The organism is Actinomadura rubteroloni, from assembly GCF_002911665.1.
Classification (GTDB): Bacteria; Actinomycetota; Actinomycetes; order Streptosporangiales; family Streptosporangiaceae; genus Spirillospora; species Spirillospora rubteroloni.
The window spans coordinates 19,942-46,165 of sequence record NZ_MTBP01000001.1; the positions used below are offsets into that span (position 1 = coordinate 19,942).

General features: G+C 73.1%; 25 protein-coding genes and 1 tRNA gene. 11 read left to right on the top strand and 15 right to left on the bottom strand.

What is annotated here, in order from left to right:
- Window positions 1-95: 95 nt before the first annotated feature.
- Entirely contained in the window at window positions 96-1,001 is a 906-nt protein-coding gene (locus BTM25_RS00100) for a type 2 periplasmic-binding domain-containing protein (RefSeq protein WP_205647925.1), read from the bottom strand.
- Between the two features lie 121 nt (window positions 1,002-1,122).
- Here BTM25_RS00100 and BTM25_RS00105 point away from each other — a divergent pair.
- Window positions 1,123-1,196, top strand: a tRNA-Thr gene (locus BTM25_RS00105).
- A gap of 35 nt (window positions 1,197-1,231) precedes the next feature.
- On the opposite strand, the gene BTM25_RS00110 is transcribed toward BTM25_RS00105, so the two are convergent.
- From BTM25_RS00110 to BTM25_RS00125, 4 genes are all read right to left on the bottom strand, one after another.
- Window positions 1,232-1,696, bottom strand: a complete 465-nt coding sequence (locus tag BTM25_RS00110; RefSeq protein ID WP_103560717.1) for a hypothetical protein — start codon at window positions 1,694-1,696, stop codon at window positions 1,232-1,234.
- A 68-nt stretch (window positions 1,697-1,764) separates the two neighbouring features.
- Entirely contained in the window at window positions 1,765-2,871 is a 1,107-nt protein-coding gene (locus BTM25_RS00115) for a hypothetical protein (protein WP_103560718.1), read from the bottom strand.
- Window positions 2,868-3,479 carry an RNA polymerase sigma factor gene (locus tag BTM25_RS00120; RefSeq protein WP_103560719.1) on the bottom strand — a complete coding sequence of 204 codons (612 nt, stop codon included), beginning with the start codon at window positions 3,477-3,479 and terminating at the stop codon, window positions 2,868-2,870. Before BTM25_RS00120 ends, BTM25_RS00115 begins: the two co-directional genes overlap by 4 nt.
- 192 nt (window positions 3,480-3,671) lie before the next feature.
- Window positions 3,672-4,169, bottom strand: a complete 498-nt coding sequence (locus BTM25_RS00125; RefSeq protein ID WP_103560720.1) for a DinB family protein — start codon at window positions 4,167-4,169, stop codon at window positions 3,672-3,674.
- A 260-nt stretch (window positions 4,170-4,429) separates the two neighbouring features.
- Between BTM25_RS00125 and BTM25_RS00130 the strand changes: the two genes are divergently transcribed.
- From BTM25_RS00130 to BTM25_RS00140, 3 genes are all read left to right on the top strand, one after another.
- Window positions 4,430-7,915: an FG-GAP-like repeat-containing protein gene (locus BTM25_RS00130; protein ID WP_168211954.1), complete on the top strand. Its 3,486-nt coding sequence runs from the start codon at window positions 4,430-4,432 to the stop codon at window positions 7,913-7,915.
- Window positions 7,916-8,286: 371 nt separating this feature from the next.
- Entirely contained in the window at window positions 8,287-9,312 is a 1,026-nt protein-coding gene (locus tag BTM25_RS00135) for an alpha/beta hydrolase (protein WP_103560722.1), read from the top strand.
- A 4-nt stretch (window positions 9,313-9,316) separates the two neighbouring features.
- A complete protein-coding gene (locus BTM25_RS00140) occupies window positions 9,317-11,185 on the top strand; it encodes a class I SAM-dependent methyltransferase (RefSeq protein WP_103560723.1) in 1,869 nt (622 codons plus the stop codon).
- Between the two features lie 72 nt (window positions 11,186-11,257).
- Here the strand turns inward: BTM25_RS00140 and BTM25_RS00145 are convergent, their stop codons facing one another.
- Window positions 11,258-12,217, bottom strand: a complete 960-nt coding sequence (locus tag BTM25_RS00145; protein WP_103562647.1) for a helix-turn-helix transcriptional regulator — start codon at window positions 12,215-12,217, stop codon at window positions 11,258-11,260.
- A gap of 170 nt (window positions 12,218-12,387) precedes the next feature.
- Here BTM25_RS00145 and BTM25_RS00150 point away from each other — a divergent pair, with 170 nt between their 5' ends.
- Entirely contained in the window at window positions 12,388-13,233 is an 846-nt protein-coding gene (locus BTM25_RS00150; RefSeq protein ID WP_103560724.1) for an SMP-30/gluconolactonase/LRE family protein, read from the top strand.
- Here BTM25_RS00150 and BTM25_RS00155 read toward each other — a convergent pair.
- Window positions 13,230-14,072: a sigma-70 family RNA polymerase sigma factor gene (locus tag BTM25_RS00155; RefSeq protein WP_235827958.1), complete on the bottom strand. Its 843-nt coding sequence runs from the start codon at window positions 14,070-14,072 to the stop codon at window positions 13,230-13,232. The genes BTM25_RS00150 and BTM25_RS00155 overlap by 4 nt on opposite strands.
- 94 nt (window positions 14,073-14,166) lie before the next feature.
- Here BTM25_RS00155 and BTM25_RS00160 point away from each other — a divergent pair, with 94 nt between their 5' ends.
- Window positions 14,167-14,970: an SDR family oxidoreductase gene (locus BTM25_RS00160; protein WP_103560725.1), complete on the top strand. Its 804-nt coding sequence runs from the start codon at window positions 14,167-14,169 to the stop codon at window positions 14,968-14,970.
- Here BTM25_RS00160 and BTM25_RS00165 read toward each other — a convergent pair.
- The 4 genes from BTM25_RS00165 to BTM25_RS00180 all read right to left on the bottom strand — a co-directional run bounded on the left by BTM25_RS00165 (window position 14,917) and on the right by BTM25_RS00180 (window position 17,707).
- On the bottom strand, window positions 14,917-15,783 hold the full coding sequence (locus BTM25_RS00165) for an aldo/keto reductase family oxidoreductase (RefSeq protein ID WP_103560726.1): 867 nt from the start codon (window positions 15,781-15,783) through the stop codon (window positions 14,917-14,919). The genes BTM25_RS00160 and BTM25_RS00165 overlap by 54 nt on opposite strands.
- Before the next feature lie 170 nt (window positions 15,784-15,953).
- On the bottom strand, window positions 15,954-16,289 hold the full coding sequence (locus BTM25_RS00170; protein WP_103560727.1) for an ArsR/SmtB family transcription factor: 336 nt from the start codon (window positions 16,287-16,289) through the stop codon (window positions 15,954-15,956).
- On the bottom strand, window positions 16,279-16,710 hold the full coding sequence (locus tag BTM25_RS00175; RefSeq protein WP_103560728.1) for an SRPBCC domain-containing protein: 432 nt from the start codon (window positions 16,708-16,710) through the stop codon (window positions 16,279-16,281). Before BTM25_RS00175 ends, BTM25_RS00170 begins: the two co-directional genes overlap by 11 nt.
- Before the next feature lie 58 nt (window positions 16,711-16,768).
- Window positions 16,769-17,707 (bottom strand): quinone oxidoreductase family protein, encoded by a 939-nt coding sequence (locus BTM25_RS00180; RefSeq protein ID WP_103560729.1) that lies wholly within the window; start codon window positions 17,705-17,707, stop codon window positions 16,769-16,771.
- Between the two features lie 87 nt (window positions 17,708-17,794).
- Between BTM25_RS00180 and BTM25_RS00185 the strand changes: the two genes are divergently transcribed.
- Window positions 17,795-18,223 (top strand): MarR family winged helix-turn-helix transcriptional regulator, encoded by a 429-nt coding sequence (locus BTM25_RS00185; RefSeq protein WP_103560730.1) that lies wholly within the window; start codon window positions 17,795-17,797, stop codon window positions 18,221-18,223.
- Window positions 18,224-18,354: 131 nt separating this feature from the next.
- On the opposite strand, the gene BTM25_RS00190 is transcribed toward BTM25_RS00185, so the two are convergent.
- Window positions 18,355-19,803 (bottom strand): MFS transporter, encoded by a 1,449-nt coding sequence (locus tag BTM25_RS00190; RefSeq protein ID WP_103560731.1) that lies wholly within the window; start codon window positions 19,801-19,803, stop codon window positions 18,355-18,357.
- 64 nt (window positions 19,804-19,867) lie between these two features.
- Here BTM25_RS00190 and BTM25_RS00195 point away from each other — a divergent pair, with 64 nt between their 5' ends.
- Window positions 19,868-20,461 (top strand): TetR/AcrR family transcriptional regulator, encoded by a 594-nt coding sequence (locus tag BTM25_RS00195; RefSeq protein WP_103560732.1) that lies wholly within the window; start codon window positions 19,868-19,870, stop codon window positions 20,459-20,461.
- A gap of 518 nt (window positions 20,462-20,979) precedes the next feature.
- Window positions 20,980-21,612, top strand: coding sequence for a DUF3618 domain-containing protein (locus BTM25_RS00200; protein ID WP_103560733.1), 633 nt, complete (start codon window positions 20,980-20,982; stop codon window positions 21,610-21,612).
- Between the two features lie 554 nt (window positions 21,613-22,166).
- Here BTM25_RS00200 and BTM25_RS00205 read toward each other — a convergent pair.
- A complete protein-coding gene (locus tag BTM25_RS00205; RefSeq protein ID WP_103560734.1) occupies window positions 22,167-22,913 on the bottom strand; it encodes an SDR family NAD(P)-dependent oxidoreductase in 747 nt (248 codons plus the stop codon).
- A gap of 143 nt (window positions 22,914-23,056) precedes the next feature.
- On the opposite strand from BTM25_RS00205, the gene BTM25_RS29395 reads away from it, so the two are divergent.
- Window positions 23,057-23,227, top strand: coding sequence for a hypothetical protein (locus BTM25_RS29395; protein ID WP_168211955.1), 171 nt, complete (start codon window positions 23,057-23,059; stop codon window positions 23,225-23,227).
- A gap of 85 nt (window positions 23,228-23,312) precedes the next feature.
- Complete coding sequence (locus tag BTM25_RS00210) at window positions 23,313-24,338, top strand: DNA topoisomerase IB (protein ID WP_103560735.1); 1,026 nt, start codon at window positions 23,313-23,315, stop codon at window positions 24,336-24,338.
- Here BTM25_RS00210 and BTM25_RS00215 read toward each other — a convergent pair.
- Both BTM25_RS00215 and BTM25_RS00220 read right to left on the bottom strand, forming a co-directional pair.
- Window positions 24,316-25,491: a zinc-dependent alcohol dehydrogenase gene (locus BTM25_RS00215; protein ID WP_103560736.1), complete on the bottom strand. Its 1,176-nt coding sequence runs from the start codon at window positions 25,489-25,491 to the stop codon at window positions 24,316-24,318. The genes BTM25_RS00210 and BTM25_RS00215 overlap by 23 nt on opposite strands.
- 56 nt (window positions 25,492-25,547) lie before the next feature.
- Window positions 25,548-26,216: an HAD family hydrolase gene (locus tag BTM25_RS00220; RefSeq protein ID WP_103560737.1), complete on the bottom strand. Its 669-nt coding sequence runs from the start codon at window positions 26,214-26,216 to the stop codon at window positions 25,548-25,550.
- Window positions 26,217-26,224: the final 8 nt, after the last annotated feature.

A 26,224-nucleotide genomic window follows, 5' to 3' on the forward strand; every position in this document is an offset into this window, starting at 1 on the left:
CCCGCCGGATATACCCAAAGGTAGGAGCGAAGCTGCGGATTGTCGCGGCGGTCGCGAATGACGCTTCGTCCTGCTTTTCCATCCCACCATGGGAGCTAGGCGCGCATGTCGTCGGCGACGTCGTCAATAGACATTCCAGCATTGACCCGCACGTGCGCCCTTGCCCTGACAAGCTGCACATAATGATCGAACCGGACGCGGGCGATGAGCGGCGCGTCGTCGGGCAACAGGAACAGCGGCCACGCCTGCGCCAGGCCCTCCAACGCCACCTGGTACAGCGCGTGCACCGACAGCAGGCGCACCCACGGGACGTCCCCGTTGCCGGCCCGCTCGGACAGGCTCGCGCTCTGCAACCCGTGGCCGAGCACCTCGTGCAGCGCGAACTGCCGCGCGCCGACGCGGGTGAACTCGACCTGCGGCAGGTTGAGGCGCAGCCGGACGTCCCGTCCCGCGCCGTCCAGCCAGTACGCCCAGTACGCGTCGACGGCGACGGCCTCGATGCTCAGCCGGTAGTCGGCGGTGCTCCCGGTCGCGGCGCGGACGAGCGGTTCCAGCTCGGCGACGGCGTCGCGGATCGCGCCGGGGGCGGCCAGGACGTCCAGCGGCTCCTCCAGCTCGCGCAGCTCCCGGTGCGCGGCCGGGCCCCACGCGACGCCGACCACCTCCAGCGCGCTCCGCGCCTGCTGCCGCACGACGTCGAGACGGTCGTCGTCCCAGCCGTGGGCGCCGCAGCCCTGCGTCGCGCGGACGTAGGCGTCCAGCGGCGGCCGCTCGCCGAGCAGCGCGTCGAGATAGGCGAGGTCGGCGTCGATGCGCTCGGCGACCTCGCCCTCGGCGTCCGGGCGCAGCGCCCGCAGCCGCCGCCGGACCTCGGCCCGGTCCAGCGGCGCCGCCCGCTCCCCCGGCCGGCAGTCGAAGTCGATCACCGGCTCGCCGCCGGAGGCCCGCTCGAACGCGTCCCACGCCCGCAGGACGCGCTCGGTCTCGTCCCGCACGCTCACATCCGCCACCCTATGACCGTCGCGCACCGTGTTCCCGGCTTCGTACCGCTCGTCACGCTCGCGCGCGTCGGGCCGGGCGACGGTATTGTGGGGCTGCCGGGTACTACGCACCCCCGGCCGCGCCCCTGTAGCTCAGTCGGCCAGAGCAGCTGTCTTGTAAACAGCAGGTCGCCGGTTCGAATCCGGCCGGGGGCTCACCCTCCGCCGGCCGGAGTCCCCGTGGACGTCGATCACGGGACCGGGAAGCCGGTCGGACGCGTCTTGCGGCACGCGCGCGACGCCTCCTGGAACTGCTCCGAGGTGAAGTCGATCCCGGACTGCTCGGGGTTGATCTGGAGCCGTCCGTCCGGCCCCGGGTCGGGCATGTTCGGCACACCGTTCCGCCGCATGCAGCGCGAGAACTGGATCGCGCGCTCCTGGTCCTGCGAGCTGACCGTCCGTCCGGCATCCAGTCCCGCGGGCAGCAGTGACTTGCACGCCTCCCGCGCGGTCTTCATCTGCGGGCTGTTGAACGCCAGCGCCCCCTCCCCCTTCAACGGGATCTGCAACTGGCCGTTCACCGGATCCGGAAAGTCGGACACGCCGTTCTCCCGCATGCAGCGGGAATAGGCGAGCATCGCCGCGTTCCGGTCCGTGGTCCGCGCGGCGGCCGGCTTGCCGCCCGACCCGCCGCACGCCGAGGCGGCCAACGCCACCGCTAACACGCTCACCGAAAGCAGATACGCGCGGCGGACGCGTTGCCGCCCGCGGTTCGGCGCTCCGGTCACAGGGCGGTCCCGTTGACGGCCGAGTTGGCGATGGCGTCGCTGTCGCAGCCCAGCCCGGAGAACAGGTCTTTCCCGCCGGGCATGGCGGGCAGGCTCTTGGGTCCACCGGAGGCGAAGCCCTCGGGCATCGTGAACCCGTTCGGCAGGGACGGCTTGGCGCCGTTGGTCAGCGCGTCCTGCTGGACGGTCGTGGCGCGCAGCGTGCCGTCCTTGTGGAGCGTCCCGACCACGACGGTGTACTTGCCCGTCTCCAATTGGTCCAGCCGCGCCCGCTGCTGCTTGATCATTTTGGTGGACGCGGGCGTGGCGACCCGGACGCGGGTGCCGTCGGAGCCGGTGACGGTGAACCCGTCCGCGTCCGCTCCGCTCACGGTCCCGAGGACGGTGCCGCGCGAGGCCATCATCGACGTCATGTCGAGCTTCATGCCGCCGGGCAGCTTCGGCAGCTTGGGCAGCTTCATGGCCGCCGAGCCGACGACCACGGTGTTCGCGGTGACGGACTTCCCGGCCTGGTCTCCTTTCCCACGCACGATGACCGTGGTCCCGGCGGCGAGGTCGGACACGCGTCCGGCGACCTGGCGCGTCACCTTGGGCGACGCGGACGCGTCCACCTCGACGGTCTTGCCCTTCTCGGTCTCCACGACCAGGTGGGTGCCGTGCACCGACCGCAGTGTCCCGGCTGCGACCTTCAGGTCCTTGCAGTCGGTCGTCAGCAGGCCCATCGAGGCCACCTGCTGCGCGCTGAACGTGCCCGTGGCCTGCGGGGAGCCCGTGGAGTCGTCCCCGGGCCACAGGCCGTACGTCGCGGCGCCGGCCACCACCGCGGCGGCCGCCGCGGACAGCAGCACCGCGCGCCTGGTGCGCCGCGCCGCCGGACGCGGGGCGCCGGCCCCGTCGACCGCGGCCAGCACGCCGCGCAGGACCTCGGCCCGGGGCGGCTCCGGGGGCGCCGCGTCCCGGACGCCGCGCGCGACCGTCCGCCACCGCTCCAGTTCGGCCCGGCAGTCCGCGCACTCTTCCAGATGCGGCCGCTGGGGCGAGTCCGGCCGGCCCGCGACGGCGACGAGATCGTCGAAGCTCAGGTGGGTCGATGCGTCGGTCATGATGCGAATCCCCTCTCGGGCATCGAGCGAACGAGGGCGGCGCGGGCGGCGGACAGGCGGCTCTTGACCGTCCCGACGGGGACGTCGAGCACCTCCGCGGCCTCGCGGAGCGACAGGCCGCTCCCGAAGACGAGGCCCAGCACCTCCCGGTGGTGCGGCGCCAGCTTCCCGATCGTCTCCATCACCGTCCGGGCCGAGACCCGGTCCAGCGCCTTCTGCTCCGGCCCCGGTTCCGAGGACGGACGGTCGGCCAGCACCTCCTGCCCGACGACCTTCGGCCGTTTGCGGCGCTGCCGGTCCCGGTACTGCCGGCGGGCGATCGCGATGATCCACGACCGCACCGACGACTCGCCCCGGAACCGTCCCGCGCCGCGCCAGACGGCCAGCATCGTGTCCTGGAGGATCTCCTCGCTCAGCCCGTGGTCCCCCGTGAGCAGGACGAGGTGCGACAGGACGACCGCCGCGTGCCGCTCGTAGACGGCCACCAGCGCGGCCCGGTCCCCCTGCGCGATCTGCCGGAGGAGTGCCCCGTCGTCGCGCCCGGGCTCCTCGGGTAAGGGTTCGAAGCTCTTGAGTCGGGGTCCGGCGTCATGTCGGATGGGCTCCACCGTGTGTCCTCCACTCGGTACACCTCCCGGGAACTCCCGCTGTCATGGAGTAGGTAGCGGCGACCCGCCCGCCGGTTCGCGGTCGGTGCGGGAAAAGGCGCGGCCCGCCGTCTGCCGGGCAGACGGCGGGCCGATCGCGCGGACCCGCGGCTCGCAGGGCGGCCTTCCGGCCGAAAGCGGGGTTCGTCGAGGTCAGCCCATGCTTTTTGCTCCGTCGATCGACTCGCGGATGATGTCGGCGTGGCCGGCGTGCTGGGACGTCTCGGCGACCAGGTGGACGAGGACCCGGCGTGCCGAGCGGCGTGCGCCGGGCGGGAACCACGGGGCCTTGGGCAGTGGCTGGGAGGCGCCGAGGTCCGGCAGGGAGCGGAAGACCTTCTCCGTGGCGGCGGCCACCTCGTCGTAGCGGGCCAGGACGCCCGCGAGCGTCTCGCCGTCCAGGAGCCGGAAGTCGTCGGCCCAGGCGGCGGAGGCGTCCAGCGCGTCCGGGCCCTCGACGACGAAGCGGACCCAGCGTTCCTCGGTGTTGGCGACGTGCTTGATGATGCCGCCGAGGCTCAGTTCGCTGGCCGTGGGGCGCAGGACGGCCTGCTCGTCGGTGATGTCGCGGACCGTCCGGCGCAGCAGGCCCCGGTGCATGGCCAGCGCGTCGAGGAGTTCGTCCAGCTCGGTCGTCTCGTTCGTTCCCATGCCCGTCACTCTACGAGCCGCCACTGACATTTTCCGTCCCCGAATCCTGGCTCCCATCAGGACTTTTGTCCCCTTATGGGGTGCGGGAACCGGACGGTCTCGGCCGCGATCGGTGCGCGTCCGGGCGCGGAGGGGCCCCGCGGGCACTGGGCCGAACAAGTAACCACTTTCTGGTGTTTTGTCACCGCAAGCCGTATCGCGAACGGGCGAAGGTGAGACATTCTCGTATCCGCATGATCGCCCCCTGGGACGGAGTCCGTATGCGGATGCGCTCGACCGGCGCCCTTCTGGTCGCCCTCGCCCTGCTCGGCCTGCCGGCCGCCGCCGCGGGAGGCGGTTACCCCGACGACCCGTCCTACGCCCCGCTGGAGGGCGGCGGCGCGTGCTCGAAGGTCGCCGGGAACGAACAGCACGGGCTGTACTCGTTCATGCCGCGCTGCACGCCGAACGCCAAGGACCCGGAGAACGCGTCCGGCATGTCGGTGGACAAGGCATGGCGCGACTACACGACCGGGTCGCCGGCGGTGACGATCGCGTACGTCGAGGCGGGCATCAACTGGCACGGGGACGACGTCGCCGAGCTGGCCGACAAGGTCTTCCTCAACACCGGGGAGCTGCCCAAGCCGCAGGGGTCGTCCACCTACGACAAGGACGGCGACGGTGCCGTCACCGCCGCCGACTACGGCGACGACCCGCGCGTCAAGGACTCCAACGGCAACAAGCGCATCGACCCCGAAGACCTCATCGTCGCGTTCTCCAACGGCAAGGACGACGACGAGAACGGCTTCGTCGACGACATCTCAGGGTGGGACTTCTACGACCGTCAGAACGACCCCGCCACGTACGACGCCACGTACGGGCACGCCAACGACCAGATGCGGAAGGCCGCCGCGCAGACCAACAACGCGACGGCGGGGGCGGGGATCTGCCCGCGCTGCCGCGTCCTGCCGGTCCGCGCGGGCCAGGAGGCCCTGGACCGGACGGACGACCTCGCGCAGGCCTGGCTCTACGCGGCGCACATGGGCGCCAAGGTGATCGTGAGCACGACGGCCGACCTCGGTTATTCGTCGTACATGCGGCAGACCGTCGAGAAGCTGTGGCGCGAGGGCGTCGTGATGGTGGAGGCGAGCAACGACTTCGACTCCACCGATCACCAGGGCGGCATGTTCTGGCCGCACGTGGTTCCGGGGAACGGGCTGGTCGCCAACACGACGGGCAGCATCCCGGACCCGCTCGCCAACCCGTTGACGACCACGTACCGAACCCGCTCGGGCCAGACGTCGTTCGGCGCGAAGTCGATGTTCTCGGTGTCCACGCAGGGCGGTTCTACGTCGGAGTCCACGCCGACGACCGGTGGTGTGTTCGGGCTGCTTCTGTCCTACGGGCTCCAGATCGGGCATCCGCTGACCAATGAGGAGGCGATCCAGGTCCTGCGGGCGACGGCGTCCGACATCGACGATCCGTCGCTCGGCTGGCCGGGCAAACCGGGATGGGACCGCCAGTACGGGTACGGACGGCCCAACGTCGCCAAGGCCCTCGCGGCGATCAAGGCGGGCGCGGTGCCGCCCGTCGGGTCGATCACGAGTCCGGACTGGTACGCGCTGTACGACCCGTCCCAGACGGACAAGGTGGACGTCAGCGGCTATGTCGCCGCGCCGCGCTCCCCGAATTACCGGTACGAACTCCAGTGGGCGCCGGGGATCGAGCCCGGCGACAAGGCGTACGCGACGGCCGGCTCCGGCTCGGGGACGGCGCCGCACGACGGCAGGATCGGCACGCTGGACCTGTCAAGTGTCCCCGAGTCGGTGTGGAAGAAGGCGTACGGGCTGTCGTCGGACAAGGCGCTGTCGTCCACCGAGCAGTACACGGTGACGCTGCGGCTCCGCGTCTGGGACGCGGCCGGACGGATGTCCGAGGAGCGCCGCGCCATCGCCGTCCACCACGACCCGGCGCTGCGGCCCGGGTTCCCGATGAAGCTCGGGATCGGCAACGAGAGCCAGCCCGCGCTCGCCGACCTGACCGGCACCGGACGGCAGGCGATCGTCTACGGCGACGGCGACGGACGCGTCCACGCCCGCGACGGGGAGACCGGCCGCGAACTGCCCGGCTGGCCCGCCGCGACGCTGCCGACCGTCCCGCAGCACGCCTATCCGGGGATCGACCCGGGGCACGAGCCGATCGTCGCGCCGGTCGCCGTCGGGGACCTGTTCCACGACGGACGGCAGGAGGTCGTCGTCACGAGCACGACCGGGCGCACCTACGCGTTCTCGGCGTCCGGACGGCTGCTGCCGGGCTGGCCGAAGACGCTCGACACGGGCGTGACCGCGCCGCCGATCCCGCGTCCCGCGCTGCGGTACACGCGGCTCCCGGCGCGGGGCGCGACCGCGTCGCCGCTGCTCGCCGACCTGGACGGCGACGGACGGCTCGACATCGTCCAGGGCGGCTGGGACGGGCGGCTGCACGCCTGGCGGCCGGACGGCTCGTCGCTGCCCGGCTGGCCGGTGCGGGTGACGCTGGACGCACCACCGCCGTCCGGATACGTCCGGATCAATGACCAGAAGCTGCCCGGTATGCCCGCCCTCGCGGACCTGGACGGCGACGGTAAGCCCGAGATCGTCGTCCGCTCCCAGTACTCCGACACCAAGGGGCCGGGCGAGCAGTTCTACGGCGCGAACTACGTGTTCGCCTACCACGCGTCCGGCGCGCCGGTGCGCGGCTGGCCCGTGCGGATGAACTCCACGCTGACGTTCTACGGGTCCGCGCAGGAGTTCATCACCGAGGGCGTCAACCAGCCCGCCGTCGCCGACGTGGACGGCGACGGACGCGACGAGGTGGCGACCGGCCCGTCGTTCGGCCCGACCTACCTGATCTCGGGTGCCGGGAAGATCGTCAAGAACTACGGCCCGCTGGAGAACATCGCGGGACAACTGTCGCCGGGCGCGGTGCTCGGCGGCGCCCTCGGCCCGGACGTCCCGCTGTCGTTCACGACGTCCGGCGCGTTCGGCCGGTTCGGGCCGTTCGGCAGGCTCGGCTACAGCGAGGCCGGGTCGGGCGCGTTGTCGCTGGTCGCGGCGCTGCTGTTCCCCGGCAGCGGGCAGGCGATCGGGAACTACGAACGCGGCTACGACGCGGCGACGGCGCTGCCCGTCCTCGGCTTCCCGCAGGGACGGACGGGGCTCGGCTTCCTCGGCGCCCCGATCATCACCGACCTCACCGGCGACGGGAAGGCCGAGATCGTGGACGGCGGCGACACCTCGACGCTGCACGCGTTCACCGGCTCGGGCCGGCAGGCGCCGGGCTTCCCGGCGTTCACCGGCGGCTGGACGCTCTGGTCGCCGTCGGCCGGGGACCTGGACGGCGACGGCGGAACGGACCTGGTGACGACCACCCGCGAGGGCTACCTCTTCGCCTGGAAGACGTCCGGGAAGGCCGCCGCGAACACCGAGTGGTGGACCTACCACCACGACGAGCGCCGGACGGGCCGCTACGGCGCCGACACCCGCGCCCCCGGCCCGCTGCGCGACGCCGCCCGCTCCGCCACGACGCTGACCTTCACCGCGCCGGGCGACGACCTGTTCGCCGGCCGTGTGACGTCCTACCGGATCACGGCGGGGGGACGCACGACGATCGTCTCCGCGACATCGGCTGCGAACACGATCCAGCGTTTGACCGTCCCGGCGGGCCCGATAACCGTCCAGCCGGTGGACGACGCGAACAACTACGGCCCACCTCAGACATTCAACTAATCCATTGTCCTCCCAGCGCCTGAGAACAAACCGCGCCCCGCGGCCGCGTGAACGCGCAGGAAAAGCCGCTTGCGCCGGACGGCCGACGGGTGAACGGACGGCGTCCGGCCGGTGCTCCGGTTGTCCGCCGGTGCGTGCGCGGCGCACCGGCGTTGGCACCCGGCCGAATTGCGTTCAGCCGCGGGTGTTTTCTTGCGCGCTTCCTGCCAAATTCTCGCGCGGGCGCTTGTCGTCCGGTGAGTCGGACTTCTCGGTTTGTCAGGTGATCGACAAGTCTGGGGTCGGAGAGACTCGGCGGACGTCTGCCATTGGCGCGTTTCGCGAATTACGATGGCCCGCCGTATCGGGGGGTTCGAACTCGGAAGGTGACGATGCGCTGCTCTTCTCGCGCTCTGCGCAGACTGGCGGGAGGCGCTCTGTCGCTCCTGCTCACGGCGGGCGTGCTGCCGGGCCTCGCCCGGCCGGCCGCCGGGGATCAGACGCTCCCGGCCGACGACGGCGCGCGGATCAAGGCGGAGACCTGGATCGATTCCCGGACCGTGGACCTCACCGTCACGACGCCCGCGATCGGGGACGACGAGATGATCCGCGTCATCGTGCCGCCGGGCTGGTCGCCGACGGCGTCCCGCACGTGGCCGGTCGTCTACGCCTACCAGGGCGGCAACGACGACTACCTGTCGTGGGTGAGAGGCAGCCAGATCTCCGATCTCGCCGCGCAGTGGGGCGTGCTCGTGGTGATGCCGTCCGGCGGTAAGTCCGGCGGGTTCTCCGACTGGTGGAACTACGGCAAGGGCGGAACCCCGAAGTGGGAGACGTTCCACACCACCGAGGTCCTCCAGCTCCTCGAACGCAATTACCACGCCGGGACGCGGCGGGCCGCGCTCGGCGTCTCCTCCGGCGGGCAGGGCGCGATCGCGTACGCGGCGCGGCATCGCGGCATGTTCACCTACGCGGCGAGTTTCAGCGGTCTGCTCCACATCTCCTCCGCTCCCATCCAGTGGACGCTGATGCTCCAGGGCGTCACGTTCAATTCCGACCCGTTCGCCGTCTGGGGCGTCCCCGGGTTCGACGACGCGAACTGGAAGGCCCACGACCCCTACGAACTCGCCGACAAGCTGCGCGGCACCGAGCTGTACATCTCCAGCGGGACGACCGGGCTCCCCGGCCCGCTGGACGACCCGTCCAAGACTCCCCCCGACTCCAATCTCTACGGCGCGACCGGCGAGCTGATCGTCGGCAGCACCGCGAAGGACTTCGTCGCCCGGCTGCAGCGGCTCGGCATCCCCGCGACGACGCATCTGTACGGAGACGGCTGGCACAACTGGAACTACTGGCGCCGGGAGCTGGCGACCGAATGGCCGCTGATGATGAAGGCACTCGGCGCGGAAAAGGTGTGACCGCATGGATCTGAGGACCCGGTGGACGCCGGCGGCCGTGGCTCTCGGCCTCGTCGCGGACGGCCTGTGGCGCCGTTCGCGCGCGGCCCGGCTGAACGTCCTCCCGCCCCCCGCCCCGACCGATGACGCGCAGGCTGACGAGGACGCCGGTGACTTCCGGTTCGTCACCGCCGCCGGCGTCGACGTCGACCCCGCCACCCGCGCCGCCGCGCTCGCCCACGCGGCCCGGGAAGGGCTCGACGTGCTGGAACTCGTCCCGGCGGGCCTGGACACGGCCCGCGCCCTGGAACTCCTGCGGCGGCTCGACCCCGCGTCCTACCGGGCCGCACGGCTCGCGCGCGGGGAGACCGCCGGGCACGCCGTCCTCGTCCGCGAGCGCGTGCTGCGCCGCGCCCGCGCGGACGACGTGCTCGACCGCCCAGGCGGCCTGTCACCGGCCGAGCTGGACGCCCTCGCCGTCAAGCTCAAGCGGCACGCTCCCACGACCACCGACCTCGCCGTCGCGCCGGACCTGGCGGCACGGCCGGCGGCGGCGTTCACCCCGCGCGACCGGCGCGCCGTCCTGCGGACGCGCTGGCACCTCGACCTCCCCACCCATCTGACGACCGTGCTCGGCGGTTTCGCGGCGGCGGCGCTGTTCGCGGCGCGCCGGCCCCGGCCCGCGGCGGCGGTGCTCGCGGCGGCGTGCGCGCAGCCCTACCTCGCGACGGCGCGCACGCCGCTGCGTCCGCGCGACCGAGGCCGCTTCGCGCTGCTGCGCCCCGTCGCGGCCCCGGCGCGCTGGGCGCAGGTCGCCCTCGCGCGCGAGGAGGCGGACCCGGACCTCCCCCGCCTCCGCGCCCGGTACCGCGACGACCTCGCGCTCGGCGTGGAGCGTTTCCTCGAAGCACCCCGCACCGACTGTCCGTGGTGCGGTGCCCACTCTCCGCGTCCATACATCACCAGCCTCGACTACCAGCAGCGCAAGCCGGGGACGTTCCGGCTCGACCGCTGCACCTCCTGCGGACACGTCTTCCAGAACCCGCGCCTCAACGAGGACGGCCTGGAGTTCTACTACCGGGACTACTACGACGGGATCGGCGAGGCGGAGGTCGAGCGCGGGTTCCAGCTCAGCGGCGAGCACTACCGGGCGCGAGCCGGGATGCTCCGGGGGCGCGCGGTCCCCCGGGCGTGGCTCGACGTGGGCGGCGGTCACGGGCACTTCTGCAACGCCGCCCGCGACATCTGGCCGGACACCCGCTTCGACGCCCTCGACTTCGGGTCGGGGATCATCGAGGCCGAGCGCCGCGGCTGGGTCGACCTCGCCCACTACGGCCAGTTCCGGAACCTGGCCGACAAGCTGGTCGGCTCCTACGACGTCGTCAGCATGCACCACTACCTGGAACACACCCTCGATCCGCTCGCCGAACTCGACGCGGCGGCCCGGGTGCTGCCCGCCGGAGGACATCTGCTCATCGAGGTGCCCGACCCCGAATCGCCCGTCGCCCGGCTGGCGAAACGATGGTGGCACAACTGGTTCCAGCCGCAGCACCTCCACTTCATTCCTGTGGATAACCTCGTCGAGGCGCTGGCGGCGCGGGGGCTGCGGACGGTCGCCGTCGACCGCGGCACGGCGCACCAGCACATCGACCTGCTCATGGTCGTCATGCTGATGCTGAACCGTGTCGCGCCCGTCCACCCGGACCGGCCGTGGGCGCCGCCGGGCCGCCGCCTCCCGCGCGTCGCGGCGCGGGTCGCCCTGACGCTCGCCGGGACGCCGCTGATGGTCGTGGCGGGCACGGCGGACCAGCTCGCGCGGCCGCTCGTCCACCGCTTCGGCGGCGCGAACACCTACCGCGTCCTCGCCCGCAAGGAGGACGTCACCGAGGCGTGAACCGCTCCCGCGCCCGTCCTCGCCCTCAGGTGGAGGACGGGCGCACCCGTTTCGGGCGTGCCGGAGAACCCCTCACCGCTCATCGGTTCCGGAGGCCCCGGCATAACGGCGGGCCATGCGCGCGCAGGCGGCGCGGAGTTCCGGCGGCCCGACGATCGTGAAATCGGCGTCGAACCGGCCGACGGCGGCGGCGAGGCCGGGCCACGACCACGATCCGAGGACGAGCCGGCACCGGTCCGGCCCGAGTTCCTCGACCATTCCGTCGCGGACGAACGGCGACACCTCGGCGGCGGGCGATTCGAGGATGACCTCGCCGGTGCAGGGCCACCCGCCGGAACCGCCCGAGAACCGGTCGGCGACGAACGCCGCGACATTTCCGCCGGGCAGTTCCCGGGGCCGGAACCGAGGCCCGGTCGGAATGCTCGGGACGATCCGGTCCACGCGGAAAGTCCGCCAGTCGTCCCGGTCGAGATCGAACGCCACGAGATACCAGCGTCCGCCCCACGTCACCAGATGATGAGGTTCGACGCGGCGCGGCTCACGAGCCCTCGCGTAGGCGAAGCGCAGCACCTCGCGGGCGTGGACGGCGGCGCTGAGCGCGACGAGCACACCGCTGTCGACCTGCGGTTCCGTCCCGGCCGCGGGCCGCGCGACGGCGGTGACCCGGACGGTGTCGACGCGGTGGCGCAGCCGCGCGGGCATGACCTGCCGGACGGTGGTCAGCGCCCGCGCCGCCGCCTCCTCGATTCCCGCCCCCGCGGTCGCGGCGATCTGCAGAGCGACGGCCAGGGCGACGGCCTGCTCGTCGTCGAAAAGGAGCGGCGGCAGCTCCGCGCCCGCGCCGAGCCGGTAACCGCCGTCCGGGCCTTTCACGGCCGCGATCGGATAGCCCAGTTCGCGCAGCCGGTCGACGTCGCGGCGAACGGTGCGCGGGCTGACCTCCAGCCGTTCGGCCAGGAGGGCGCCCGGCCAGTCCCGGCGGGCCTGCAACAACGAGAGCAGCGCCAGCAGCCGCGCGGAAGTCTTCGGCATGTCCTCCATTCTGCCGGTGGAAGAGGACATCACCTGGCCGCTACCTCGGGCCCGTCGGGCTGGGCGCGCGCCTGCGGAATGCTGCGGGACCGTTGCGGCGGCGGGAATCCGTCCCGGAGCGATGATTTTCCCCGGCGCGGACGGTCTGCACCGGCGTCGAAGGGAGAGTCGTGGACAAGGTGAAAGTGCTGCTCGACGGGCGCGGGCTGGTGGAATCGCCGCGCTGGCACGAGGGCAGGCTGTATTTCTCGGACTGGTCGTCCGGCGAGGTCATCGCGGTCGACCTCGCCGGGCGCGATGAAGTGGTCGCACGCGTCGATTCGCTGCCCCTCTGCACGGCGTGGCTGCCGGACGGCGATCTGCTCATCGTCTCGTCGCGCGAGGGAAAGCTGCTGCGCCGGAGTTCCGACGGCTCGCTCACCGTCCACGCCGACCTCGGCGAACCGGGGTGGAACGACATCGTCGTGGACGATCGCGGAAACGCCTACGTCAACCGCCTCGGTTTCGACCTGGCGACGGGCGAGCCGCCCAAGCCGGGATTCGTCCACCTGGCCACGCCCGACGGCAGGGTGCGCCGGGTCGCGGACGGCATCGAGTTCCCCAACGGAATGGCGGTGACGGCCGACGGTTCGACGCTGATCGTCGCCGATTCCTACGCCCACCGGCTCGTCGCGTTCGACATCGAACCGGACGGCGGGCTCTCCGGCCGGCGCGTCTGGGCCGACCTCGGCGACGGCACTCCGGACGGCATCTGCATCGACGCCGCGAACGCCGTCTGGTACGCCGACGTGCCGAATCAACGCTGCGTCCGGGTGGCCGAAGGCGGCGCAGTCCGGCAGACGATCGACTTGGACCGGGGCGGTTTCGCGTGCGTTCTCGGCGGCCCCGAGAAAAGGACGCTGTTCATCGTGGCCGCGCAATGGGCGGGCTTTTCCGGCCCGTCCGGTCCCGTCCCGCCGGGCACCGGGCAGGTCCTCGCGGTGGAGGTGGACGTGCCGGGCGCGGGCCGTCCCTAGCCGAGGCGGGCCGGGTCGGCGAGGACGTCGATCGCGACGATCCGGCCGCCGGCGACCGTGAACGCCATGATCGAGAGCGGGCGGCCGTCGCGGACGACCGTCACGCCCGCCGCGCCGTTGATCAGCGCCGGACGCGCGTACGGGCTGAACCCCCCGAACATGACGGCCTGGCCGGCCACCTCGCGGGCGCCCCGGACCGTCACCGTGAGCCCGGTGCGGCCCGCGCCGCCGTCGGACCGCAGGACGACGCCGGGGTCCAGCACGGCGACGAGCGCGTCGAGGTCCCCGGCGCGGGCGGCGGCGAAGAACCCGTCCACGACCGCGCGCTGGACGGCGATGGAACGGTCCGGCGCGGGCGCCTGGTCGCGCACGCGGCGCCGCGCCCGGCTCGCGAGCTGCCGTGTCGCGGCCGGTGTCCGCTCGATCATGACGGCGATGTCCTCGAACGGCACCGCGAACATGTCGTGCAGCACGAACGCGACGCGCTCGGGCGGCGTCAGGGTTTCGAGCACGACCATCAGCGCGAGGCCGACCGCGTCCGTCAGCACGGCCTCGTGTTCGGGGTCGAGCCCGGACGCGGGGTCCACGATCGGGTCCGGGATCCGCGGGTCGTAGGGCTCCTCGCCGCGCCGTTCCCGCGTGCGCAGGACGTCCAGGCACACGCGCGTGACGACGGTCGTCAGCCAGGCGCCGAGGTTCTCCACAGCCGCGACGTCCGCGCGCCGGAACCGCAGCCACGTCTCCTGGACCGCGTCGTCGGCCTCGGTCAGCGAGCCCAGCACGCGGTAGGCGACCGCGCGCAGCCGCGGCCGGTGCGCCTCGAAGCCCAGGTCGTTCACGGTGTCACATTCCTTTCGCGCCGGACGTCGACACGTTAGACCCACCCCGGACGGGCGGTGGGCGCCGGGGCGGACCCGGCGGGGAAGGAGCATCATGACGGCACCCATCCTGGTCACCGGCGGCACCGGAACGCTCGGCCGGCGCGTCGTCCCGCTGCTGCGGGCGGCCGGACGCGACGTGCGCGTGCTCAGCCGCCGCGACCGCGCTCCCGAGCCGGGCATGACGTACGTCACCGGCGATCTGCGCGCGGACGAGGGCGTCGAGCGGGCGGTGGACGGCGTCCGGACGATCCTGCACCTGGCGGGCGGGCCGAAGGGCGACGACGAGGCCGCGCGTCATCTCGTCCGCGCCGCCGCCCGCGCCGACGTGGAGCACATCGTGCACATCTCGGTCATCGGCGCGGACGCCGTCCCGCTCGGCTTCCTGCGCGCGAAGCTGGCCGCCGAGCAGGCGATCGCCGGCTCGGGCGTGCCGTTCACGGTGCTGCGCGCCGCGCAGTTCCACGAGTTCGTCCTCGGCATGGTGGAGAAGCTGGCCGCGCTGCCGGTCGTGCCGGTGCCGGGGATGCGCGTCCAGCCCGTCGACGCCCGGGACGTCGCGGACCGGCTGGTCGCCCTGGCGCTCGCGGAGCCGGCCGGGCGCGTGCCGGACCTCGCCGGTCCGCGCGAATACGAGCTGAAGGACGTCGTCCGGACGTACCTGGCGGCGCGGCGCAAGCGGCGCCCGCTGGTGGGGATTCGCATGCCCGGCAAGGCGGGTCGCGCGTACCGCGCGGGCGCGAACCTGACGCTGGACGGCACGCGCGGAACCCGCACCTGGGAGGACTTCCTGGCCGAGCGGACGTCAGCCGGCGAGGGCGTCCAGCCGCGCGAGTTCGTCCGGCGGCAGGGCGAGTGACGCGCCGCCGACGTTCTCGCGCAGATGAGCGACGGACGAGGTGCCCGGAATGAGCAGGATGTTCGGTGCGCGGTGGAGCAGCCAGGCCAGCGCCACCGCCATCGGCGTCGCGTCCAGCCGGCGGGCGACCGCGGTCAGCTCGTCCGACTGGAGCGGCGAGAAGCCACCGAGCGGAAAGAACGGCACATAGGCGATGCCCTGGGCGGCCAGGGCGTCGATGAGGGCGTCGTCCTTCCGGTGCACGAGGTTGTAGAAGTTCTGCACGCAGACGACCGGCGCGATCGTCTGCGCCTCGGCGACCTGCTCCGGGAGGACGTTGCTCACCCCGAGATGCCGGATCAGCCCCTGCTCCCGCAGCGACGCGAGCACGGAGAACGGCTCGGCGATCGACTCGGGCGCGGGCTTGTCCACACCCCCGACGCGCAGGTTGACGACGTCGAGCGCGTCCAGCCCGAGGCGGTCCAGGTTGTCGTGGACGGCCTGGACGAGCTGTTCGGGCGCCAGCGCCTGCGGCCAGTTGCCCGCTTCGTCCCGCAGCGCCCCGACCTTCGTGACGATGCAGAGATCGTCCGGGTACGGATGCAGCGCCTCCTTGATGATCTCGTTGGTGACGTGCGGCCCGTAGTAGTCGGCCGTGTCGATGTGCGTGACGCCCAGGGCGACGGCCTCGCGCAGCACCGCGACGGCGGCGTCCCGGTCGGCGGGCGGGCCGAAGACGTGCGGCCCGGCCAGTTGCATCGCGCCGTACCCCATTCGGGTGACCGTCAGGTCATCGGCGAGCGCGAACGTCCCGCCGGGAAGTGCGGTGGTCATGGGGAAACCTTTCGGTCCGTGCCTCTGGGAAGCACCCCCTACACTCCGCTGGACGACGCGAAACGAACAGTTTCCCGGTCATGCGAGAAGCTCGCGCCCGGACGGGGACGGACAGCGCCGAGAAGCTCGCGCTGCTCGGCTCGCCGGCCGTCCCCGGGCGGTGACGCGGGTCAGGGCTCGCCGTCGAGGTGGATCTTGAGCGCGCCGAGCGGGCCGTCCCAGTCGCGGGCCAGCGCGGCGAGGAACTGCTGCGCGACGCGCATCGGCGCCGAGCACAGCCGGTAGCGGACGCGGCGCCGCTCCCCCGGTTCGGCCGTCACCAGCCCCGCCTCGGCCAGCAGCCCCAGGTGCTTGGCGACGGCCTGCCGGGTGATCGGCAGCCGGACCGCGAGGTCGGTGGCCGTGGCCGGGCCGGCGGCGGCGAGTTCGGCGAGGATCGCGCGCCGGGTCGGGTCGGCCAGGGCCGCGAAGACCCGCTCGGCGGTCGCCTCGGCGTCAGGCGGCATTCAGGTAGTCGGCCAGCTCGCCGAGTTCGCTCTTCCAGCCCCGGACGTTGCCCTCGTAGACCTTGCCGTGGGCGTCGTCGGGGAGCTGCGCGAAGCCGGTCTCCACGACCGTCAGCCGCGTGCCCTCGCCGGACGGTTCGAGCGTGAACTCGACGTAGGTGCGGCGCGGGTCGTCCTCGGGCAGGCCGTAGATGCCCCAGGTGTAGCCGAACACCTTCGGTTCCTCGACGCGCTCGATGCGCAGGGACGCGGTGTGGCCGGCGTCCCAGCGCAGCCGCGCCGCGCCGCCGGGACGCAGGTCGATCGTCGCCTCGTCGCCGAACCACGTCCCGAGGCCCTCGGCGGTGGTCAGCGCGGTCCACACCGCGGCGGGCGGCTGGGCGAGGTCGAGCGTGCGCTCGATGCGGTCGGGAAAGCTCATGGCGTCCTCCTAAGTAGCAACCGTTGAGTTGCGACTCTATGGCAACCTTTTGGTTGCGTCAAGGCACCAGGACGATCCGCCGCCCCGCCTCGACCGGCGCGCTCCACGCCTGTTCGACCTGGTCGAGCGGCATCGGGAGCGCTTCCATCGCCAATGACGGGATCGCGTCGGCGAGGGACGGCAGCTCCGCGACGATGCCCTCCGTCGTCACCGAGCCCTGGCCGCTGCCGAGCAGGGTCAGGTTCGCGGCGCGCAGCAGCGCGGACGGCAGTGCGATCTCCGCGCCCGCCACCGAGCCGATCTGGATCCAGGACAGCGGTTTGGAACGGTCCTTCCGGGCGCGCAGCAGCGCGGGCATGGCCTGCTCGGTCGGCGGGCCCCAGACGTAGTCGAGCACGACGTCCACGTCGGCGGCCGTCGCCGCGAGGCGTTCGGTGTCGTCCAGCTGGACGGTCGCGTCGGCGCCGAGGGCGTGCAGCGGGGCCAGGCGGCGCTCGTCCCGGCCCGCGCCGACGACGCGCGCCGCGCCGAGCCGCCGGGCGATCTGGACGGCGAGGCGGCCCGCGCCGCCCGTCGCGCCGAGCACCAGCACCGACCCGCCCGGCCGGAATCCGACGCGGCGGCGCAGCGCGATCCAGGAGGACATCGCGGGGTTCATCGCTGCGGCCACGGCGACCGGATCGGCGTCCGGCGGCAGGACGACGGCGCGCCGCCGGTCCGCCACGGCCCGCTCCGCCATCGTTCCGGGGCCGCCGTCCAGCGCGACGAAGTAGAGCAGCTCGCCGCCGGGGGCGCGGCCGACCGCGTCCACGCCCGGGACCAGCGGCAGGACGCCGTCGGACGTGTAGTGGCTGCCGTCCGCGCCCGACCGCACGCGCGGGTGCAGCCCGGCGGCCAGGACGTCCACCAGGACTTCGTGCTCGCCGCCGGCGGCGGGCTCCGGCACCGTGCCGAAGCCGGGTGGACTGCCGAACGCGTGGACGATCGCTGCCTGCATGGCCGGCCCCTATCTAGTTTGCGTCACGTACCATCTGGTGGTGAAGGTAGTTTGTGTCGCGTACCAGTGTCAAGTAGCCTGACGCCCATGACCGCCGACGACGGCCCGCTGACCACGACGGACGCCCTGGTGCAGCTCTCCTTCCGGATCCAGCGCGTCCTGGCCGCGACCGCCGCCGAGCACGACCTGTCGGTGATCCAGCTCCGGCTGCTCGGCATCCTGCGCGACCGGACGCCCGGAATGGTGGAACTCGGCCGGTTCCTCGGGCTCGACAAGTCCTCGATGACCGGCCTGGTGAGCCGCGCCGAGAAGCGGGGCCTGGTGGAACGGTCACCGTCCCCGGACGACGGCCGAGCCGTCCGCGTCGCGCTGACCCCGCCCGGCCGCGAACTGACCGCGCACTGCACCGCCGAGGTGGACCGCCGGATCGCCGCACTCACCGACCACCTCACGCCAGCACAACGCACCCGGCTCACCACACTCGCAACGACGCTCGTCCACGCCCCCACCGACTGACCCCCCTCCCCAGAGCCGTCGCTGACCGCGCGGGCCGTTAGGCGGGTCCGCGGCGTCCCGGGGGGCGCCGCGGACGTGTCGTCGCTCATGTGTGCGGGGGTTGTCGGTCGGCGCGGTGATCTCGCCGTCGTTCACGCGTGGGTGGGCTGTTCCTCCGGGACGGTCTGCGTAGGCTCGTGGCGGGTGTTGGCGGTGCGCAGCGCGATCACGGCGGCGGCGACGAGCACTCCGGCCGCGCACAGCAGCGCGCGGTGGAAGCCTGAGGTCAGCGCCACGGGCGCGGACGCGTGCGCCGCCATCAGGTCGTTCGTCCGGGACACCGCGATCGCTGTGAAGACCGCCAGCCCGAGCGCCCCGCCGAGTTGCTGCGACGCGTTGAGCAGCGCCGCCGCCGCGCCCGCCCGATCGGCCGGGACGCCCGCGTTCGCGGCCGTCGTCACCGCGACGAACACCATGCCGAGCCCGACCGACATCACGACGAGGCCGGGGAGCAGGTCGGTGACGTACGAGCCGTCCACCGGGACGCGGGACAGCAGGCCCACACCGACCGCTGCGAGCAGCGCGCCCGCGACGATCACCGGACGGGTGCCGATCCGTGTCACCAGCCGCGGGGTGGCCCCCGCCGCGACGCCGACGCCGACCGTGACGGGCAGGTACGCGAGGCCCGTCCGGATCGGCGAGTAGCCGAGGATGTTCTGCATGTAGAGCGTCAGGAAGAAGAACACCGCGAGGAACCCGGCCAGGCCGATGAGCTGGGTGACGTTCGCCGCGACGAGCCCCCGGATCCGCAGCAGGGACAGCGGCAGGAGCGCGTGCGCGCCGCGTCCCTCGACCAGGACGAACGCGGCGAGCACGAGCAGCGCGCCGGCGAGGCCCGCGACCGTCCGGACGCTGCTCCAGCCGACGTCCGGCGCCTTGACCAGCGTGAACACGAGCAGAAGCATCCCGGCCGTCGACAGCAGCGCGCCCGGCAGGTCGAAGGTGAGCAGGCGGGCGCGGCGGCCGTCGGACTCGATCAGCCGGACCGTGCCGAACAGGACGACGGCGGCCGCGGGCAGGTTGACGAACATGACCCAGCGCCAGCCGGGCCCTTCGGTGAGCAGCCCGCCGAACAGCACGCCCGCGGCCGAGCCGAGGCCGGCCATGCCGCCCCAGGCGCCGAGGGCGCGGGCGCGGTCGGTGCCGTCCCGGAACGTCGTCGTGAGGATCGACAGGGCGGCCGGGAGCATCAGCGCGGCCCCGACTCCCTGTCCGAGCCGCGCCGCGACGAGGACGCCGGCCGTCGGTGCGAGCCCGCCGGCCAGGGACGCGAGGGCGAACAGCGCCGTGCCGAGCAGCAGCACCGGACGACGGCCGAGCAGGTCGGCCGCGCGCCCGCCGAGCAGCATCAGCCCGCCGTAGGTGAGCAGGTAGCCGCTCGGCACCCACTGGAGCGCGGGGACGGAGAACCCGAGGTCCTCGCGCATCTCCGGGAGCGCGACGTTGACGATGGACGCGTCCACGAAGTCCAGGAACGCGACGAGGCAGAGGAGAGCGAGCAGGAGTCGTCCGCGCGGCGTCGCCAGGGCGGAGTTCGACATGGGCAGTCCCTAGTTAGTTGGCTGACTTAAAACCGACCGTAGCACATGAGCTAGACTCAGTCAGGTGACTGACTCAACTTCCGTCCGGACGCGGGCGGCCGGGAAGCGGCAGCGGCTGATGGCCGCGGCGGCCCGGGTGCTGCACCAGCAGGGCGTCGAGCGGACGACGATCGCGGACATCGCGCAGGCCGCCGACGTCCCGGTCGGGAACGTCTACTACTACTTCAAGACCAAGGACGCCCTCGTCCTCGCTGCCCTCACCGAGCACGCGCGCGGCTTCACCGAGCTGACGGCCGAACTCGAACGCCTGGACGACCCGATCGAACGCCTCAAGGTGCTCGTCTGCACCTGGATCGGCCAGCGGGACATCGCGGCCCGCTTCGGCTGCCCCGCCGGGACGCTCGCGATGGAACTCGACAAGCGCGAGGAGGGCGGGCTCGACATCGAGGCGGGCAAGCTCATCCGCCAGGCGCTGGACTGGACGGAGCGGCAGTTCCGCGCGCTCGGCCGCGCCGACGCCGCCGACCTGGCGCTCACCCTCATCAGCGGCTACCAGGGCATGTCGGTGATGTCCAACGCGCTGCGCGACCCGGACGTCATGACGCGCGAGGGCGCCCGGCTCAACCGCTGGCTCGACTCCCTCAAGCCCAGGAAATAGCCCCCGGACCCGCCAAGCCGTCACGGCGTCACGGCGTCACGGCGTCACGGCGTCACGGCGTCACGGCGTCACGGCGTCACGGCGTCACGGCGTCACGGCGTCAGACGGGAGCGTGCTCGGTGACGTGCGCCGCCGGACGGCGGCGATCGCAGCTCCGCGGCGTGTTGTGCGGGCGGGGCGGCCGGTGGTGCGCGTGAGTGTTGACGCACTGTCGGGGCGGACGCGCGGGTGTGGGTTCGGGAGCACGTGGCGTGTGGTTCGGTACGAGCACCGATTCCAGGCGCTGCATGAGCATCAGCCCGGCGAGCGCCACGGCGGGAAGAACGAACGCGGCGGCGAAGATCGGACGTCACCTCCATCCTGACGTGGGTGAGTTCGTCGTGCGCTGGCAAGCCCCGTACCTCGTTCAGGTAAGGGAAAACCTCCCGACCCGTCCTGTTTAAAACGCTGACCCTGGGCACCTTCGCCCCAGCGGGCGAGCACGGCGTCCGCCGCAGCGGAAACGAAAGGGCGGAGCGATGGCGAAGCAGCAGGACGAGAAACCTACGACGGACGCGGACGGCCCGGCGGGCCTGCGCGCCCAGATCGACCGCAAGCGCGCCGATCTCGGCGACACGGTCGAGGCGCTGGCCGCGAAGGCGGACGTCAAGGCCCGCGCGAAGGACACGGCGGACGAGGTCCGCGACAAGGCCGACGAGGTCAAGGAGAAGGCGGGGACGGCCGTGCGCCGCGCCCAGGAGCACGCCCGCGCCACGACCCGCCAGGTCGTCGCCGCGACCCGCGAGGACCCGGGCACGCGCCGCCGCGTCCTGATCCCGGCGAGCGCCGCGCTCCTGGCCGCCGGCGCGCTGGCCGGCCGGGCACTGCGCCGCCGCCGCGCCCGCAGGAACGCGACGCCGTGGCAGCGCGCGTCCGGCCAGTTCCGCGACCTGAGCACCACGCTGGCGGGCAGCGACGCCGCCGAACAGGCCAAGGACATCGCGACCCGCGCCGCCGGCCGGAGCCAGGAGGTCGCGGCCCGCGCCGCCGATCGAGGCCGGGACGTCGCGACGCGAACGGCCGCCTCCCCGGCCACCCGCCCGCGCGTCCAGGGCGCCCTGGCGGCCGCCGCCACGCTGCTGATCGCGTCCCGCGTCCGCAAGCGCCGCTGACCGCCCAAGCGCGCACGCCCCGCAACGCACGCCCAGGCAGGACCTGGGCAGCGGCCGCCGCGCGCCCGACCGAGGCGTGCCCGTACGCGCCACCAGCCCAAGCTGCGCGCCCCGCGTCGGCCCGCGCGCGGGCCGACGCGGGCGCGTGGCTCGGTCGCGTACGTGCACCACCCCTGGCCGGGTGGACGCGGTCGGGCGCGTGGCTCGGCGCGTGCGTGCACCCTCGCCCAGTGGACGCGGGCCGGACGCGGGGCTAGGTCGCGTGCGTGCACCTTGGCCGGTGGACGCGTGGCTTGGCGCGTGCGTGCGCCCTCGCCCGGTGGACACGGATCGGACGCGGGGCTTGGCATGTGCGTGCACCCTGGCCAGGTGGACGCGCGCCGGACGCGGGGCTTGGCGCGTGCGTACGCCCTGGCCGGGTGGACGCGGGGCGGGCGCGGGGCTTGGCATGTGCGTGCACCTTGGCCGGGTGGACGCGGGGCTTGGTGTGTGCGTGCGTGCTCGCCGGGTGGATGCGGTGTGGTGGGGGTGAGTGAGTGTGTCCGGGGTGGGTGTCAGGCGGCGAAGCCGCCGTCGGCGGAGAGGGTCGCGCCGGTCACGTAGGTCGTGTCGGGGGCTGCCAGGTGGGCCACCACGGCGGCGATCTCGGCGGGGGTCGCGTAGCGGCCGAGGGCTGTGAGGCCGCTGATCGTGGGGGCGGCGGGGCCGTTCGCCGGGTTGGTGTCGGTGTCGGTCGGGCCGGGGTGGACGAGGTTCGCCGTGATCCCGCGCGGACCCAGGTCGCGGGCCAGGCCCTTCGTGAGGCCGATGAGGGCCGTCTTGCTCAGGGCGTAGAGGGTGAGGCCGGGGAAGGGGGCTCGTTCGGCGATGTTGCTGCCGATGGTGATGATCCGGCCGCCGGACGTCATGTGGCGGGCCGCGGCGCGCGACGCCAGGTAGGGCGCGCGGACGTTCACCGCGAGCACGTGGTCGATCTCCTCGCGGCCCAGGTCGTCCAGGGAGCCGACCAGGTAGGCGGCCGCGTTGTTGACCAGGATGTCCAGCCGGCCGAATTCGGCGGCGGTGCGGTCCACGGCGGCGATGAGGGCGTCCGGGGAGGCGCTGTCGGCGCGCAGCGGCAGGCACCGGCGGCCCGTCTCGGTGATGGTCGACGCGATCTTCTCGGCGTCGTTCTCGGTCTCCCGGTAGGTCAGGGCCACGTCCGCGCCGCCGGCGGCCAGGCGCAGCGCGATGGCGGCGCCGATGCCGCGGGAACCGCCGATGACCAGCGCGGACCGTCCTGCGAATGTCGTGTCGTTCATGCCGTCGAGCCTCGCGGAGGGCGGACGGGGGCGCTGGCATGTAAGCGGCATCGGCTTCGCCCATTCGGCCAACACCACACGTGATCGCACCGTCGCATGCTGTAGTGGTGACTGTCCGAAGTCCACCCGTGAAAGGGAACTCGATGCGCCGTCTGCTGACCACGACCGTCGTCGCGGCCTCCGTCCTCGCCGCGCCGCTGGTGGCGGCCCCGGTCGCCCAGGCCGCCGCTCCGGCCGCGCCCGTCCAGGCCGCCGGCGGGCCCGGCGACCTGCTCAAGGGCCTGCCGGTCATCGGCCAGCTCATTCCCGGCTGAGCCGACCGACGTCGGCCGACGGGGGCGGCGGCACGCCCGCCGCCCCCGTTTCGCCGCACCCCGCCCGGGTAACGGATCTTGAGCCATGACGATGCGGCGCAGCGACCCGGGCGGCCCCGGGATCCGGCGGCGACGGCACGGGCGCGGCTTCCGCTATCTCGGTCCGGACGGACGGCCGCTCACCGACCCCGCCGAACTCGACCGCGTCAAGGCGCTCGTCGTCCCGCCCGCCTGGCAGGACGTGTGGATCTGCCCGGACGACGACGGCCACCTCCAGGCCGTCGGCGTCGACAAGGCCGGACGCCGCCAGTACCTCTACCACCCCCGTTGGCGCGCCGAGCGGGACCGCGCGAAGCACGACCACGTCCTGGAGTTCGGGGCGCGGCTGCCGCGCGTCCGGACGACCGTCGCCGCCCATCTGGACGGACGCGGCCTCACCCGGGAACGGGTCCTCGCCGCCGCCGTCCGGCTCATCGACCTCGGCTTCTTCCGGATCGGCGGCGAGGAGTACGCCGAGGAGAACGGCACGTACGGCCTCGCCACCGTCCTGCGCGAGCACGTCACCTGCGGAAAGGGCGCGGTGACGTTCGAGTACCCGGCCAAGCACGGCAAGGAGCGGCACCAGGCGGTCGTGGAGGAGTCGGTGTGCCGGGTCGTCAGCGCGCTGAAGCGGCGCTCGGACGGCGCCGGGCAGTTGCTCATCCACCGCGACGGCGGACGCTGGCACACGGTGCGCGGCGCGGACGTCAACGACTACCTGCGCGAGGCGGCCGGCGGCGACTTCACGGCGAAGGACTTCCGGACCTGGCACGCGACCGTCCTCGCGGCGGTCGGCCTGGCCGTCTCGACCCGCGCGGCGGAGACCGAGACGGCCCGCAAACGCGCCGTGGCGCGCGTCGTCCGGGAGGTCGCCGGCTACCTCGGCAACACCCCGGCCGTGGCGCGCGACGCCTACATCAACCCGCGCGTCATCGAGCTGTACGAGGACGGCGTCACGATCGCGCCCGTGCTCCAGGAACTCGGCGGGGAGGCGCAGTTCGGCGAGCTGGCGACGCAGGGCCGCGTCGAGGAGGCCGTCCGGACGATGCTCACGGCCGGAGCAGCACCTTGATCGCGCCGTCCTGCTTCTTCTGGAAGATCTCGTAGCCGTGCGGTGCCTGTTCCAGCGGCAGGCGGTGCGTGGTGAGGTCCAGGACGCCGAGCGGGTCGGCGTCGTCGCTCACGAGCGGCAGCAGGTCGTCGATCCACCGCCTGACGTGCGCCTGGCCCATCCGCAGCGTGATGCCCTTGTCGAACATCCGCAGCATCGGCATCGGGTCGGTCATGCCGCCGTAGACGCCGGACAGCGAGATCGTCCCGCCGCGCCGGACGATCTCGATCGCCAGATGCAGCGCGGCGAGCCGGTCCATCCCGGCGCGGGTCATGAGCTGCTCGGCGGCGCGATCCGGCATGAACCCGACGAGCGTGTGCGCGGCCTTGCCGAAGGGCGAGCCGTGCGCCTCCATCCCGACCGCGTCGATCACCGCGTCCGTGCCGCGCCCGTCGGTGAGGTCCCGGACGGCCTCGGCCGTGTCGGGTGACAGCTCGACGCACTCGATCCCGTGCCGCCGCGCCATCGACAGCCGCTCCGGGACGAGGTCCACGCCGATGGCCCGGTAGCCGCGGTGCGCGGCGATGCGCGCCGCCATCTGCCCGATCGGCCCGAGGCCGAGGACGGTCACGGACCCGCCGTCCGGAACGTCCGCCCACGCGACGGCCTGCCACGCGGTGGGCAGCACGTCCGACAGGAAGACGAACCGTTCGTCCGGCGGCCCCTGCGGCACCTTGACCGGCCCGAACTGCGCCTGCGGGACGCGCAGGTACTCGGCCTGCGCGCCGGGCACCTCGCCGTACAGCTTGGTGTAGCCGAACAGCGCGCCGCCCATCCCCGTCTCGCGGACCTGCGTCGTCTCGCACTGCGCGTACAGCTCCTGCCCGCACATGTGGCAGTGCCCACAGGAGATGTTGAACGGGACGACCACGCGGTCGCCGGGGGTGATGTTCGTGATCTCCGGCCCGACCTCCTCGACCACGCCCATCGGCTCGTGCCCGAGCACGTCCCCGGGAGAGATGAAAGGCCCGAGCACCTCGTAAAGGTGCAGGTCAGAGCCGCACACCCCGGACGACGTCACCCGGATGATCGCGTCGTTGGGCTCCTTGAGCACCGGGTCGGGGACGTCCTCCACGCGCACGTCGCGCTTGCCCTGCCAGGTCAGCGCCTTCATCAGCGGTTCCTCCCGGAAGATCGGCGGAACCCCGCGCCTACCCCCCGAACGCCGCGCTAAGCGATGGTCCGGTGCAGGACGCTCGCGTCGAACTCCCGCAGCAGCTCCGCCGGATCGGCGTAGACGGCGACGGCGCCCTCGTCCATCAGCTCGGCGCGGGACGTCCCGCCCGACAGGACGCCGACGCACGGCACGCCCGCCCGGACGCAGGCCCGCACGTCCCACACGGCGTCGCCGACGAACACGGCCTGCTCCGCACCGACGTCGGCCGTCTTCAGCGCGACCTCGACCAGGTCGGGCGCGGGCTTGCTCTCCTCGACGTCGGCGGACGAGGCGATGGCGTCGATCGCGTCGTCGGCGTCCAGGGCCCGCCGCAGCGCGCCCATCTCGGTGGCCGACGCCGAACTGGCCAGCACCACGCGGCTGCCCTGGCTCGCGCAGCGCCGCAGCAGCGCGCCCGCGTCGGCGAACGCCTCCAGACGGTCCCAGTACTGGGCGTAGAGGGCGGAGTGGCCCGAGCGCATCGCGTCGTCGGCCGAACGGTCCCGGTCGGCGGGCAGGACGGCGTCGAGCAGCTTGTCCGACCCCATCCCGACCGCCCGGTGGACGGACGCCATCGGCACCGTGTGCCCGTGCTGCCGGAAGGCCTGCCACCAGCTCACCGCGTGCAGGTAGTTGGTGTCGACCAGCGTGCCGTCCACGTCGAAGATCACTGCGTCCTTCACGCGGGACC